Here is a 12,138-nt window from a genome sequence, read left to right as displayed (position 1 = left end):
GCCTCCCCGGCGCCCGCCACGACTGCGATAGACCCTGTCAATTTGACCTACGTCAAGCCCCGCGGCGCGAGGCTTGTCTAGCATGTTTCATGTTCACTCCGGAGACCCGCATGCAAGCCATCAGCGGCACCTACAACGACAAGGTGGTGCACCAGTTCGCGGTCGCGACCGTGTTCTGGGGCATCGTCGGCATGGCCGTCGGCGTCCTTTGCGCCGCCCAGCTGTACTGGCCGGCCCTCAACTTCGACATCCCCTGGCTGACCTACAGCCGGATCAGGCCGCTGCACACCAACGGCATGATCTTCGCATTCGGCGGCTCGGTGCTGTTCGCCACGTCGCTGTACGTGGTGCAGCGCACCTGCCACGTGCGGCTGATCTCCGACAGGCTGGCCAGCTTCGTGTTCTGGGGCTGGCAGGCGGCGATGCTCGGCGCGGTCATCACCCTGCCGCTGGGCATCACCCAGAGCAAGGAATACGCCGAGCTGGAGTGGCCGCTGGACCTGCTGATCGCGGTGGTCTGGGTGGCCTACGGCTGGCTGTTCTTCGGCACGATGGTCAAGCGCCGGGTCAAGCACATCTACGTCGCCAACTGGTTCTACGGCGCCTACGTGATCGCGGTGGCGCTGCTGCACATCGTCAACAACATCGTGATGCCGGCCGGGCTGTGGAAGTCCTACTCGGTCTACAGCGGCGCGGTCGACGCGATGGCGCAGTGGTGGTACGGCCACAACGGCGTGGCGTTCCTGCTCACCGTCGGCTACCTGGCGATGATGTACTACTTCGTGCCGAAGCAGGCGCAGCGCCCGATCTACTCCTACCGCCTGTCCATCGTCCACTTCTGGGCGCTGATCTCCATCTACATGTGGGCCGGCCCGCACCACCTGCACTACACCGCCCTGCCCGACTGGGCGCAGTCGGTGGGCATGGTGTTCTCGGTGATCCTGCTGGCGCCCAGCTGGGGCGGCGCGATGAACGGCATCCTCACGCTGTCCGGCGTGTGGCACAAGCTGCGCACCGACCCGATCCTGAAGTTCCTGATCGTGGCGATCAGCTTCTACATGATCGCCACCTTCGAAGGCCCGATGCTGTCGATCAAGACGGTCAACTCGCTGTCGCACTACACCGACTGGACCGTGGGCCACGTGCACGCCGGCACCCTGGGCTGGGTGGCGATGATCTCGATCGGCTCGCTGTACGCGCTCTATCCGCGCCTGCTGGGCCTGCCGGGGATGTACTCGACCAAGCTGATCGACACGCACTTCTGGATGCACACGATAGGAGTCGTGTTCTACATCGTCTCGATGTGGATCGCCGGCATCACCCAGGGCCTGATGTGGCGCGCCACCAACGCCGACGGCACGCTGACCTACAGCTTCGTCGAATCGCTGGTCGCCACCTACCCCTACTACCTGGGGCGCCTGCTGGGCGGCCTGCTGATTCTGGCCGGCATGTGCCTGATGGGCTGGCACATGTGGAAGACCTGGAAGATGGCGCGCGGCGTGGCCGAGCATCCGGTCCTGGCGCCCGACGTCGCCGAAGCGAAGGCCTGAGGACGAGACATGGGAATCGCACACGAGAAACTCGAGAAGAACGTCGGCCTGCTGGCCGTGCTGGTGGCCGTCGCCGTCTCCATCGGCGGCCTGGCCGAGATCGTCCCGCTGATGTTCCAGGCCGAGGCGATCAAGCCGCTGCCGGGCGTCAAGCCGTACCCGGCGCTGGAACTCGCCGGCCGCGACGTGTACATCCGCGAGGGCTGCTACAACTGCCACTCGCAGATGGTGCGCACGCTGCGCTTCGAGACCGAACGCTACGGCCACTACTCGCTGGCCGGCGAATCGGTCTACGACCGGCCGTTCCAGTGGGGCAGCAAGCGCACCGGGCCGGACCTGGCCCGCGTCGGCGGCCGCTATTCCGACGACTGGCACCGCGTGCACATGATCAATCCGCGCGACGTGGTGCCGGAATCGAACATGCCCGCCTTCCCCTGGCTGGAGAAGAACCAGCTGGATGGCGGCAGCGTGCAGTCGCACATGCGCGCACTCAAGCGCTTGGGCGACCCCTACTCCGACGCCGACATCGCGGGCGCGCCCGCGGCCGTCGACGGCAAGACCGAACTGGATGCGCTGGTGGCCTATCTGCAGGGCCTGGGCAAGCACGCACCGCGGGGGAACTGAGCAGATGATTTCCGGAATCGTGACCACGCTGCTGCTGCTGCTGTTCGTCGGCCTGTGGGTCTGGGCCTGGCAACCGCGCCTGCGCAGCGGCTTCGAAGCCACCGCGCGACTGGCGGTGGACGATGACGTGCCCGCCGGCGAAGCCATCGCCGACAACAACGTGAGGACGAACGCATGACCACCGCATGGAACTGGTATGTCATCGCGCTGGTGCTGTTCAACCTGCTCGGCATCACCTGGCTGCTGTGGTGGACCGCCAAGCGCCGCCCCGGCGATCCCAAGCCGGAGGACACCAGCCACTACTGGGACGGCGACATCACCGAATACAACAAGCCGATGCCGCGCTGGTGGATCAACGGCTTCTACATCGCCATCGTGTTCGGCTTCGGCTACCTGTTCTGGTACGGCGGTTTCGGCACCTACCAGGGCTTCGGCAAGTGGAGCTCGCAGGGCGAACACGACCGCCAGGCCGCGGTCGCCAACGCGCGGCTGGAAAAGACCTTCGCCCCGTACAAGGGCCAGGCCATCGACGCGCTGGCGCGCGACCCGCAGGCGCTCAAGCTCGGGCGCTCGATCTTCGCCAACACCTGCGCCACCTGCCACGGCTCGTCCGCGAAGGGTGCGGTGGGTTATCCGGACCTGACCGACGACATCTGGCACTGGGGCGGCGCGCCCGAGCAGATCCTGCATTCGGTGGCGGAAGGTCGCGAGGGCGTGATGCCGCCGTGGGGCAAGGTGCTGGAAGGCATGGGCGGCCCGGACGCGGTGGACTACGTGATCGCCTACGTGCACCAGCTTGGCGAACCGAACGGCGGCAACCGCAACGACTATGCGGCGGCGCGCGGCAAGACCCTGTACGAGGGCGTCTGCGTGGCCTGCCACGGCAAGGACGGCAAGGGCGATGCGAAGATCGGCGCACCCGACCTGACCGACGGCTACTGGCTGTACGGCGACGGCCGCGACTCGCTGCGGATCACCATCGGCCAGGGCCGCCATGGCGTCATGCCGGCTTGGGGTAAAGTACTGGGCGATACCCGTTCCCGCCTGGTCGCGGCCTATGTCTGGTCGCTCTCCCACCAGGCCAAGCCAGGCGCCCAGGCCCAGCAATGACCCAGTTCACCACCCCGGACTTCGACCATCCGCCGCGCCCCATGGCGCAGCGGATCGGGGCAATCCTGTGGCCCAGCTTCTTCGCGGCCGGGGTGGCGACGATGGTGTTCTTCGCCTTCATCGATCCGCTGGAGCTGCGCGACCTGACCTTCCCGCACCTCGCCATCACCCGCGGGCTGGGCTACACCATCGGCTTCTTCACTTTCTGGCTGGCGACGGCGTCGTCCAGCCTTTTCACCTGGATCCTGCTGCGGCCTTCCAGCCGCTTCAACGGACCCAGCACCAGGTAACAGTGCAGTGAGCAAACGCATCGACATCGACCTGCTGGATTCCGGCGGCGATTCCGTCTATGTGAGCGAGCGGAAGGTCTATCCGCGCGACGTGTCGGGGCGTTTCGACCGACTGCGCAAGGCGGCGGTGTTCTGGCTGCTGGGCATGTACTACCTGTTCCCGTGGCTGGAGTGGGACGGCCGCCAGGCCGTGCTGTTCGACCTGCCGGCGCGCAAGTTCCACGTGTTCGGGCTGACCTTCTGGCCGCAGGACTTCAGCCTGCTGGCGCTGCTGCTGATGATCCTGGCGTTCACCCTGTTCTTCACCACCGCTCTGGCCGGTCGCCTGTGGTGCGGGTACGCCTGCCCGCAGACGGTGTGGACCGAGTGCTTCCTGTGGATGGAGCGCTGGACCGAAGGCGACCGCGCGAAGCGGATGAAGCTGGATGCCGGCCCGTGGAACCGCGAGAAGTTCCTGCGCAAGGGCAGCAAGCATTTCCTGTGGCTGGTCTTCGCGCTGTGGACCGGGTTCACCTTCGTCGGCTTCTTCACCCCCATCGCCAGCCTGGGCGCGCGGCTGGTGCCGTTCGACTGGAACGGCTGGGAGGTGTTCTGGGTGCTGTTCTACTCTCTGGCAACCTGGGGCAATGCCGGCATCCTGCGCGAGCAGGTGTGCAAGTACATGTGCCCGTACGCGCGCTTCCAGAGCGCGATGTTCGACCGCGACACCCTGATCATCGCCTACGATCCGATGCGCGGCGAGCCGCGCGGGCCGCGCAAGAAGGGCCTCGCCAGCGTGCTGCAGCGCGCGCGCGGCCTGCTCGACCTGCGCACGGCCTACGACTACGTGTTCCGCGCCAGCCGCCACCCCAGCGCGGCGGCGTCGCGGCTGCACGCCGGCGGCACGGTGATGCTGGAGGACGTGGCCGTGGAGGCCGCGCCGCTGCCCAAGTTCCAGCCCGAGGAGCTGGGCGACTGCATCGACTGCACCATGTGCGTGCAGGTGTGCCCGGTCGGCATCGACATCCGCAATGGCCTGCAATACGAGTGCATCGCCTGCGGCGCCTGCATCGACGCCTGCGACGACGTGATGGACAAGATGGGGATGCCGCGCGGGCTGATCCGGTACACCACCCAGCATGCGCTGGACGGCCAGTCCGGGCGGGTGCTGCGCCCGCGCATCTTCGTCTATGGCTTCCTGCTCACCGCGCTGGTGGCGGCGTGGACCTGGGGCGTGTTCAACCGCAGCCCGCTGATCGCCGACGTGCTGCGCGACCGCAACGCGTTGTACCAGCAGCAGGGCGACCGCACCGCCAACGGCTACACCCTGAAATTGGTCAACAAGACCGACACCGATCGCAGCTACCGGGTGCGGATCGAATCGGCCGACGCCGCATCGCTGTCGCTCACGGACGCCCCGCTGGACGTGCGGGTGCCGGCGGGCGAAGTGGTGTCGCAGGCGGTCGAGGTGGCAGCGCCCGCCACCCTGCGCGGTCGCCACGCATTGACCTTCGTGATCGAGGCCGACGACGGCAGCGCCAAGGCGCGCGTTGACAGCACGTTCTTCGGCCCCATGTAACCCTCATCGTCGCGAGCCGCCGCATTTCCCGTGGCGGCTTGCGGCCAGGCACCAGGAGATAGCGAATGGAACGCGAATCGTCGCCGTGGCGGCAGCCCATCGTCTGGCTGATGGTGGCACTGGTCGGCGCGGCCATCGCCGGCAGCATCTGGCTGCTCAAGGTCGCCGGCAACGGCGACAGCATCGACGCGGTGCCGGACGAGGTGCAGCGCACCGGTCAGACCCAGCAGACCGATCTCGGGCCGGATGCCGCCGCAGCGCAGCGCAAGCTGGGCGCGATCGTGCGCATCGATGCCGAGCACGGCTTCGTGGAAGTCCTGCCGGTGAGCGGCGATTTCGACCGCACCGCGGCGCTGAAGCTGCGCCTGCACCACCCCACCCGCGCCGAGCAGGACCTGTCGCTGACGCTGGCCGCCACCGAAACCGGCTGGCGCGCGGATGCCACGCCGGCCGGCGACCACGACTGGCTGATCCAGCTGGAACCCGCCGCCGGCGAGGCCTGGCGCCTGCGCGGGCGGATGCCGAAGGGCCAGCTTGCGGCCCAGCTGCGGCCGTCACTGGACGACGGGCAGCCGTAGCGCGGTGAACGCCATGGCCGGGGTCTGCCACCACTGCGGCGAACCGCTGCCGCAGCCGCCGGTGCGCGCCGACGTCGATGGCGGCACGCGCGACTTCTGCTGCACGGGCTGCGCCGCCGCCGCGCGCTGGATCCTGGACGCGCACCTGGACGACTACTACCGCCTGCGCAGCGCGCCGGGCGGACGCGTGGATGCCGACGCCCCGGCGCTGGCCGCCTGGGATCGCGAGGAGCTGCTGGCGGGCCACGCCCGCGAGGTGGACGGCGGCCGCGAGATCACCGTGCTCACCGACGGCATGCGCTGCGCCGCCTGCGCCTGGCTGATCGACCGCGCGCTGGCGCGCGAGCCGGGCGTGCTGGAATCCAGCGCCAACGCCATCACCGGGCGCATCCGGATCGCCTGGGACCCGGCGCGCACCGCGCTCTCGCAGCCGCTGGCGCGGCTGGCGGCGCTCGGCTACCGGCCCTACCTCGCCACCGGCGAAGCGCGTGAGGCGGCGCGGCGGCGCGAACGCAACCGCGACCTGCTGCGGATCGGTCTGGCCGGGATCGGCGCGATGCAGGCGATGATGTTCGCCGAGGCGCTGTACCTCGACACCCGCGGCGAGATGCCGCTGCCCACCCGCGACTTTTTCCGCTGGATCACCTTCATGGTGTCCACGCCGGTGGTGTTCTGGGCCGGCTGGCCGTTCATCGTCGGCGCTTGGAACGAGCTGCGCGGGCGCCGGCTGGGCATGGACGTGCTGATCGCCGGCTCCACCCTGCTGGCGTGGGCGGTGAGCACCGTGGAAACCGTGCGCGGCGGCGTCCACGTCTGGTACGACGCGGCGGTGATGTTCGTGTTCCTGCTGCTGGTGGCGCGCCAGCTGGAGCAGCGCGCGCGCGGCATTGCGTCCGCGCAGGTGGATGCGCTGGCGCGGGCGCGGCCGGCGTTCGCCATCCGCGAACTGGCCGACGGCAGCCGCGAGTCGGTACCCGTCGATGCGCTGGCGGCAGGCGACGTGGTGCGGATCGCTGTGGGCGAGCCGGTGCCCGCCGACGGCGTGCTGCTGGAAGGCGAGGCGCACTTCGAGGAATCGCTGCTGACCGGCGAATCGGTGCCGGTGACGCGGCATGCCGGCGATCCGGTGTATGCCGGCACCGCCTGCCGCGAGCACGCCGCCAGGATCCGCGTGACCCAGGTCGGCACCGGCACCCGCCTGGCCGAGCTGGCGCGGCTGGTGGAAAGCGCGCAGGCGCACCGCCCGGCGCTGGCGCTGGGCACCGAGCGCATCGCCGGCTGGTTCGTGGCCGGCCTGCTGCTGGCGGCGGTGGCGGTGTATGCGTGGTGGCGCGTGCATGAACCGGCGCGCGCGTTCGAGGTGGTGCTGGCGCTGCTGGTGATCAGCTGCCCCTGCGCGCTGTCGCTGGCGGTGCCCGCCGCGCTGGCCGCCGCCCACGGTGCGCTGGCGAAGATCGGCGTGCTGTCGGTGCGCCCGGATGCGCTGGAACGGCTGGCGCAGGCCACCGACGTCGTGTTCGACAAGACCGGCACGCTGGGCGACGGCAAGCCGCACCTGCAAGGCGTGGAGGCCTGCGTCGGCATCGATGCCGATGTGGCGCTGCGCGTCGCCGCCGCGCTGGAGCGCGACAGCAGCCATCCGCTGGCCGCGGCCTTCGCGCAGGTGGAAGGCGCCCCCGCTGCCAGCGGCGTGCGGGCGGTCGCCGGCCAAGGCGTGGAAGGCATCGTCGAAGGCGTCCGCTGGCGCATCGGCACCGCGCCGTTCGCCACCGGCGGCGAGGACGACGGCGGGGTCTGGCTGGGCAATCACGCAGGCGCGCGCGCGCGCTTCGCCTTCGCCGAACGCGAGCGCGCGGACGCGGCGCAGGCGCTGCAGCGGCTGCGCGCGCAGGGCCTGGTGCTGCACCTGGCCAGCGGCGACGCCGCCGCGCCGGTGGCGCGCTTCGCCAGCGCGATGGGGATTGCAAACCCGCACGCCCGTCAGTCGCCGGAGGACAAGCTGGCGCTGGTGCGCGCCATGCAGCGCGAAGGCCGGGTGGTGGCGATGGTCGGCGACGGCCTCAACGATGCGCCGGTGCTGGCCGGCGCCGACGTCTCGCTGGCGATCGGAGACGGCGCCGCGCTGGCGCAGCGCTCCGCCGACCTGGTGCTGTCCGGCACCTCGCTCGGCAACGTGCCGGCTGCAATCGAAATAGCCCGCCGCACCCATCGCATCGTCCGCCAGAATCTTGCCTGGGCGATCGGCTACAACCTGCTGGCGCTGCCGCTGGCCGCCGCCGGCATGGTCACGCCGTGGCTGGCGGCGCTGGGCATGGCGCTGTCCTCGCTGGCGGTCACCGCCAACGCACTGCGCCTCACCAGGGTTCCCAAGCGATGAACATCCTGCTGTTCCTGATCCCCATCAGCCTGGTCATGATCGGCGCCGCCGCGCTGTTGTTCGCCTGGGCGGTGAAGCACGGCCAGTTCGAAGACCTGGACACGCCGGCGCTGGACATCCTGCGCGACGATCCGGCGGATGCGCCCGCGCACGCTGCCGCCGCGGCGGACGAGACCTCCGGCGATGCCGGTTGACCTGCTGGTCCTGGGCGCGGCGCTGCTGACCGGCCTGCTCGGCGGCGCGCACTGCGTGGCCATGTGCGGCGGCATCGCCACCGGCTTCTCCGTGCACTCGCGCGGCTGGTTCGCGGCGCTGCAGCCGAACCTCGGCCGCGTCACCGGCTACGTGCTGGCCGGTGCGCTGGTGGGCGGGCTCGGCGGCGGCCTGCTGGGCGTGGCCCGCATTCCGCAGCTGGGCATCGCAATGCGCGCGCTGGTCGGCATCGTGCTGGTCATTGCCGGCCTGCGCATGCTCGACGCCAAGGGCCGTCTGCCGCGATTTTCGGGCGGGCCCGGCAACCGCCTGTGGCGGGCGCTGGCGCCGCTGCAGCGCCGCCTGCTGCCGGCCGACACCGCCGGCAAGCGGTTCCTGCTCGGCATGCTGTGGGGCTGGATGCCCTGCGGCCTGTCCACCACCCTGCTCGCCGCCGCCTGGCTGTCCGCCAGCGCGCTGCACGGGGCGCTGACCATGGCCGCATTCGGCCTGGGCACGCTGCCGGTGATGGTGTCGCTGACCTGGGCCGGCGCACGCATCGGCCAGCGCCTGCAACGCGGTGCGCTGCGCAGTGCAGCCGGGGTGCTGGTGGTCGGTGCCGGCCTGCTCACCATCGCGGCGCCCTGGCTGATGCAGCTGCCGGCCATGCACGGCATTCTCGCCGCGCTCGGTTGCCGCAGCCTGCCGGCCTGACCCGGTCGAAGGCTGCGCTGATTCCGCGGCGCGGCTGCTGCATAATCGCGAAGTCCGCAAGGCCATCCCCCGCGCCCGCAACACTCAGGAAACCACCGATGCCGGCCGGATTCGCCTTGGCCAACGCCCGCCAACCCATCGTCGCCCTGCCCCAGCGCATCCTGCTGCTGGAGAATTCACGCGCCTACACGTCGATGCTGCGCGAAGCGATCGAGCAGCGCGTGCAGCTGCCGATCAGCGTCGCCTCCACCCTGGCGGAAGCGCGCGAACTGCTGGAACGCGAATCCGACTGGTTCCTCGCCCTGACCGGACTGGTGCTGGCCGATGGCGACCGCGACCAGGTCATCGATTTCTTCGTGGAACGGCGCATGCCCGCCATCGTGGTCAGCGGCGTGTACGACGAGGCGCTGCGCGAGCGCGCGCTGCAGCAGCACATCATCGACTACGTGCTGAAGAGCACGCCGGACAGCATCGACTACCTGGTGTGGCTGGTGCAGCGGCTGGAGCGTAACCGCAGGATCAGCGCGCTGGTGGTGGACGACTCGCTGTCTGCCCGCTCCTACATCGCCTCGCTGCTGTCGCTGCAGGGCTATCGCGTTTCCCACGTCGCCGACGGCCAATCGGCGCTGCGCATGATCGAGGCCGATCCCGACATCCGCCTGGCCATCGTCGACCAGGAAATGCCGGGCATGGACGGCACCGAGCTGACCCGGCGCCTGCGCCAGCTGCGCGCGCGCGACCGGATGGCGGTGATCGGCGTGTCCGGCAGCACCGACGCCTCGCTGATCCCGCGCTTCCTCAAGAACGGCGCCAACGACTTCCTGCGCAAGCCCTTCTCGCGCGAGGAGTTCTTCTGCCGGGTCTCGCAGAACATCGACCAGCTGGAGCTGATCGGCACCCTGCAGGACCTTGCCACCCGCGACTTCCTCACCGGCCTGCCCAACCGCCGCAGCTTCCTGGAGCAGAGCGAGAAGCACATCGCCCGCCGCCCCAGCGGCGACGTGACCGTGGCGATGATCGACATCGACCACTTCAAGCACATCAACGACAGCTACGGCCACGAGGCCGGCGACCGCGCGCTGCGGGCGATGGCCGACATCCTGCACGTCCACAACCGCCCGGAGGATTATTGCGGGCGCTTCGGCGGCGAGGAGTTCTGCATGCTGATCGACGGGCTCGACGCGCAGGCCAGCCTGCGCCACCTGGAGGGCCTGCGGCAGGCGGTGGAAGCGATGGAAATCGACATCGACGGCCGGCCGCTGCGGATGACCATCAGCATCGGCGCCAGCCGCCGTTCGCCGGAGTTCCCCACCCTGCACAAACTGCTGGGCGAGGCCGACCGCCACCTGTACCTGGCCAAGGCCGGCGGCCGCAACCAGGTGCGCGGGCTGGAGGCGGACTGACTCAGCCTGCCGCCGCGATGGCGTCGTTGTGGACGCCCGCCACCGCGCGGCCGGACGGGTCGGCCATGCCGGCGAAGCTCGCGTCCCAGGCGATCGCCGCCGCCGACGAGCAGGCGATGGACTTTCCGCCCGGTACCGTCTCCGCCGCGGCGCGGCTGGGATAGAACTGTTCGAAGATGTGGCGGTACCAGTACGCCTCCTTGGTCTGCGGCGGGTTCACCGGGAAGCGCTTGTCGGCGGCGGCCAGCACGCGGTCGGACACCTGCGCCTCGGCGTGCGCCTTCAGCCCGTCGATCCAGCCGTAGCCCACGCCGTCGCTGAACTGCTCCTTCTGCCGCCACAGGATTTCCGGCGGCAGGTAGCCCTCGAACGCCGCGCGCAGCACGCCCTTCTCCATCCGCTGCGGGCCGCTGTCGCCCTTGCGCACCATCTTGTGCGCCGCGTCCATGCGCATCGCCACGTCGAGGAACTCGCGGTCCAGGAACGGCACCCGCGGCTCCACGCCCCAGGCCATCATCGACTTGTTGGCGCGCAGGCAGTCGTAGTTGCTGAGCGCATCGAGCTTGCGCACCAGCTCCTCGTGGAACTCGCGCGCATCGGGCGCCTTGTGGAAGTAGAGATAGCCGCCGAACACCTCGTCGCTGCCCTCGCCCGAGAGCACCATCTTCACGCCCATCGCCTTGATCCGACGCGCCAGCAGGAACATCGGCGTGGACGCACGGATGGTCGTCACGTCGTAGGTTTCGATGTGGCGGATCACCTCCGGCAGTGCATCCAGCCCTTCCTCGAAGGTGTATTCGAAACCGTGGTGGACCGTGCCCAGCATCTCCGCCGCCACCTTCGCCGCGGCAAGGTCCGGCGAGCCCTTCAGGCCGATGGCGAAGCTGTGCAGGCGCGGCCACCATGCCTCGGACCTGTCGCCATCCTCGATCCGGTGGCGGGCGTAGCGCGCGGCCACCGCCGCCACCAGCGAGGAGTCCAGCCCGCCCGACAGCAGCACGCCATACGGCACGTCGGTCATCAGCTGGCGGTGCACGGCGGCCTCGAACGCTTCGCGCAGCTCGGCCAGCGGCACCTCGACGCCCTCCACCGCGGCATGGTCGCGCCACGGGCGCTCGTAGTGCCTGGACAATTCGCCGGTCGCGCTGTCGTACCAGTGGCCCGGCGGGAACTGCGCAACATCGGCGCAGTCGTCGGCCAGCGATTTCATCTCCGACGCCACCCGCAGGCGGCCTTCGGCATCGTGGCCCCAGTACAGCGGCACCACCCCGATCGGATCGCGGGCGATGATCGCCCGCCCCTTCGCGCGGTCCCACAGCGCGAACGCGAAGATGCCGTTGAGGCGGTTGAGGAACGCCGCCGGTCCGCTCCCGTCGGCCTCACTCTCGCGGTAGAGCGCGTTGATGACCTCGCAGTCCGATTCGGTCTGGAACGCGTACGGCTGCGCCAGCTCGCGCTTCAGCGCCACGTGGTTGTAGATCTCGCCGTTGACCGCCAGCGCCAGCTGACCGTCCGCCGACAGCAGCGGCTGCGAGCCGCCCGCCGGATCGACGATGGCCAGCCGCTCGTGCACGAGGATGGCGCCGCAGCCCGCGCCGCCGTCGTCGATGTACACGCCGCTCCAGTCCGGCCCGCGGTGGCGCTGGCGCTGCGAGCGTTCCAGCGACTGCCGCCGCAGGGCCTGGAGGTCGTCGCCGGGCTGCAGCCCGAAAATTCCGAAGATGGCGCACATGGTGGGGCTT

12 protein-coding genes are annotated in these 12,138 nt (G+C 69.9%); 11 read left to right on the top strand and 1 reads right to left on the bottom strand.

Features of this window, described 5'->3' with window-relative positions:
• The first annotated feature begins 110 nt into the window (after nt 1-110).
• The 11 genes from ccoN (at nt 111) to SPK54_RS05860 (ending at nt 10,396) form a co-directional block, all read left to right on the top strand.
• Entirely contained in the window at nt 111-1,550 is a 1,440-nt protein-coding gene (gene ccoN, locus SPK54_RS05910) for a cytochrome-c oxidase, cbb3-type subunit I (protein WP_330946998.1), read from the top strand.
• A 9-nt stretch (nt 1,551-1,559) separates the two neighbouring features.
• Nucleotides 1,560-2,174, top strand: coding sequence for a cytochrome-c oxidase, cbb3-type subunit II (gene ccoO, locus SPK54_RS05905; RefSeq protein ID WP_330946997.1), 615 nt, complete (start codon nt 1,560-1,562; stop codon nt 2,172-2,174).
• A 4-nt stretch (nt 2,175-2,178) separates the two neighbouring features.
• Nucleotides 2,179-2,352, top strand: coding sequence for a CcoQ/FixQ family Cbb3-type cytochrome c oxidase assembly chaperone (locus tag SPK54_RS05900; protein WP_330946996.1), 174 nt, complete (start codon nt 2,179-2,181; stop codon nt 2,350-2,352).
• Nucleotides 2,349-3,284: a cytochrome-c oxidase, cbb3-type subunit III gene (ccoP, locus tag SPK54_RS05895; protein WP_330946995.1), complete on the top strand. Its 936-nt coding sequence runs from the start codon at nt 2,349-2,351 to the stop codon at nt 3,282-3,284. The genes SPK54_RS05900 and ccoP overlap by 4 nt, the downstream gene beginning before the upstream one ends.
• Nucleotides 3,281-3,574 carry a hypothetical protein gene (locus SPK54_RS05890; protein WP_330946994.1) on the top strand — a complete coding sequence of 98 codons (294 nt, stop codon included), beginning with the start codon at nt 3,281-3,283 and terminating at the stop codon, nt 3,572-3,574. Before ccoP ends, SPK54_RS05890 begins: the two co-directional genes overlap by 4 nt.
• A 7-nt stretch (nt 3,575-3,581) precedes the next feature.
• On the top strand, nt 3,582-5,132 hold the full coding sequence (locus SPK54_RS05885; RefSeq protein WP_330946993.1) for a 4Fe-4S dicluster domain-containing protein: 1,551 nt from the start codon (nt 3,582-3,584) through the stop codon (nt 5,130-5,132).
• Nucleotides 5,133-5,197: 65 nt separating this feature from the next.
• Entirely contained in the window at nt 5,198-5,710 is a 513-nt protein-coding gene (locus tag SPK54_RS05880) for a FixH family protein (RefSeq protein WP_330946992.1), read from the top strand.
• A gap of 13 nt (nt 5,711-5,723) precedes the next feature.
• Entirely contained in the window at nt 5,724-8,087 is a 2,364-nt protein-coding gene (locus SPK54_RS05875; RefSeq protein WP_330947060.1) for a heavy metal translocating P-type ATPase, read from the top strand.
• Nucleotides 8,084-8,281 (top strand): cbb3-type cytochrome oxidase assembly protein CcoS, encoded by a 198-nt coding sequence (gene ccoS, locus SPK54_RS05870; RefSeq protein WP_330946991.1) that lies wholly within the window; start codon nt 8,084-8,086, stop codon nt 8,279-8,281. Before SPK54_RS05875 ends, ccoS begins: the two co-directional genes overlap by 4 nt.
• Nucleotides 8,271-8,993: a sulfite exporter TauE/SafE family protein gene (locus SPK54_RS05865; protein ID WP_330946990.1), complete on the top strand. Its 723-nt coding sequence runs from the start codon at nt 8,271-8,273 to the stop codon at nt 8,991-8,993. Before ccoS ends, SPK54_RS05865 begins: the two co-directional genes overlap by 11 nt.
• A 98-nt stretch (nt 8,994-9,091) precedes the next feature.
• Entirely contained in the window at nt 9,092-10,396 is a 1,305-nt protein-coding gene (locus SPK54_RS05860; RefSeq protein ID WP_330946989.1) for a diguanylate cyclase, read from the top strand.
• Between the two features lies 1 nt (nt 10,397).
• Here SPK54_RS05860 and asnB read toward each other — a convergent pair whose 3' ends face one another.
• A complete protein-coding gene (gene asnB / locus SPK54_RS05855) occupies nt 10,398-12,128 on the bottom strand; it encodes an asparagine synthase B (protein ID WP_330946988.1) in 1,731 nt (576 codons plus the stop codon).
• Between the last annotated feature and the right edge of the window lie 10 nt (nt 12,129-12,138).

Origin of the sequence: Thermomonas sp. LB-4 (assembly GCF_036409385.1) — a bacterium.
Classification (GTDB): Bacteria; Pseudomonadota; Gammaproteobacteria; order Xanthomonadales; family Xanthomonadaceae; genus Thermomonas.
This window is presented reverse-complemented; position numbering and strand designations above follow the sequence as displayed.